Origin of the sequence: Streptomyces sp. NPDC002785, from assembly GCF_040295565.1 — a bacterium.
Classification (GTDB): Bacteria; Actinomycetota; Actinomycetes; order Streptomycetales; family Streptomycetaceae; genus Streptomyces.
The window spans coordinates 1-1,861 of sequence record NZ_JBEOVN010000406.1; the positions used below are offsets into that span (position 1 = coordinate 1).

Sequence of the window (1,861 nt, forward strand, 5' to 3'; positions counted from 1 at the left end):
ACGATAGGGAGCGAGCCCGCTCCCTATCGTGGGGGAGGTCGTAAGCGCGGGTCTGAAGGGCCGAGCCGCGTCACCGGACCGATACTGGAAACGATGGAGTGGCTCACCGCAGACGGGTACTGGCTCAGCCGGCTGATCTTCCAGCGGGCTCTGGCCGGCATCTATCTGGTCGCGTTTCTCACCGCTGCCCTCCAGTTCCGGGCACTGATCGGCGAACGCGGCATGTTGCCCGTACCCGATTTCCTGCGGCGTACGGACTGGCGCAGCGCGCCCGGCCTCTTCCGGCTCCACTACTCCGACCGCTTCTTCGCCCTCGTCTGCTGGACCGGCTGCGCGCTCGCCGTCGCACTGCTCGCGGGCGTGGACGCGTATGTTCCGCTCTGGGCGGCGATGGTGCTCTGGGCACTTTCCTGGGCGCTCTATCTGTCGATCGTCCAGGTCGGCCAGACCTGGTACGGCTTCGGCTGGGAGTCCCTGCTGCTGGAGACCGGCTTCCTCGCCGTCTTTCTCGGCAACGCGGACACGGCACCGCCCGTGCTGGTGCTGTGGCTGCTGCGCTGGGTGCTGTTCCGGGTGGAGTTCGGCGCCGGGTTGATCAAGATCCGCGGCGACGAGTGCTGGCGCAATCTGACGTGTCTGTACTTCCACCATGAGACCCAGCCGATGCCGGGACCGCTGAGCTGGTTCTTCCACCAGCTGCCGAAGCCCGTCCACCGGGCCGAGGTGGCGGCCAACCATGTCACTCAACTCCTGGTACCGGTGCTCCTCTTCACTCCCCAGCCGGTGGCGAGCGCGGCTGCGGGGCTGATGATCGTCACCCAGCTGTGGCTGGTTGTCTCGGGGAACTTCGCCTGGCTGAACTGGGTGACGATCACTCTCGCCCTGTCCGCAGTCGACTGGTCCCTGTTCACCGAGCCGCCCGCACAGTCCGCGCCGCCGCTCTGGTACGAGATCGTCGTCATCGCGGTCACCGTGCTGGTCGTGTTCCTCAGCTACCGCCCGGCGCGCAATCTGGCCTCCCGCCGCCAGGTGATGAACCGCTCTTTCGACCCGCTGCATCTGGTCAATACCTACGGTGCGTTCGGCAGCATCAGCCGGGTCCGGCTGGAGGTCGTGGTCGAGGGCACCGACGAACAGGTGCTCCACGACGGCACGGTCTGGCAGGAGTACGGCTTCCGCGGCAAGCCGGGCGATCCGCGCCGACTGCCCCGCCAGTTCGCCCCGTACCATCTGCGGCTCGACTGGCTGATGTGGTTCGCAGCGCTCTCCCCCGCGTACGCGGGCCCCTGGTTCGGCCCGTTCGTGGAGCGGCTACTGGAGAACGACCGGGACACACTGCGGCTGCTGCGTCACAACCCGTTCCCAAAGGCCCCTCCTGCACATGTCCGCGCCAGGTTGTACCACTACCGGTACACGACCTGGCGCGAACTGCGGGCCACGGGGCGCTGGTGGCACCGCACCTATGTGCGGGACTTCATGCCCCCCGTCTCGCTCGGTCCCTCCTGGGTCAGCCCGACCAGGCGGTCTTGACATCCCCGGCGCGCTTCCGGGTCCTGCGGGCCGCCGCCAGTACATCGCTCGGCTTCCTCTCCGAGGCGGTGACCGACGGGATCCTCGGGCCCCGCCTCCAGTTTCTGCTCACCGCCGGCTTCTGCGGTGCCCTGTCGACCTGGTCGACGCTCTCGTACGAGCTGCTGACTCGCGTATCGGCCCGCCGCCCGGGCACCGCGGCCGGGTGCCTGCTGCTCAGCGCCGACGCGGGGGTCGGACACACCGGAGCCCCGGCTCCGGGCCCCACCTCTGAAGTCGTTCAAGACCCGCGTCCGCCCGCCCCGCCTGGCGGATCGTGGTCATGACCACC

General features: G+C 68.6%; 2 protein-coding genes. Both read left to right on the forward strand.

Annotated elements, in window-relative coordinates; all coding sequences use genetic code 11:
- The first annotated feature begins 93 nt into the window (after positions 1-93).
- The gene (locus ABTZ94_RS37395; RefSeq protein ID WP_351207899.1) at positions 94-1,530 is read left to right on the forward strand and encodes a lipase maturation factor family protein; all 1,437 of its coding nucleotides are present in this window, start codon (positions 94-96) and stop codon (positions 1,528-1,530) included.
- Complete coding sequence (locus ABTZ94_RS37400) at positions 1,527-1,856, forward strand: FluC/FEX family fluoride channel (protein WP_351207901.1); 330 nt, start codon at positions 1,527-1,529, stop codon at positions 1,854-1,856. Before ABTZ94_RS37395 ends, ABTZ94_RS37400 begins: the two co-directional genes overlap by 4 nt.
- Positions 1,857-1,861: the final 5 nt, after the last annotated feature.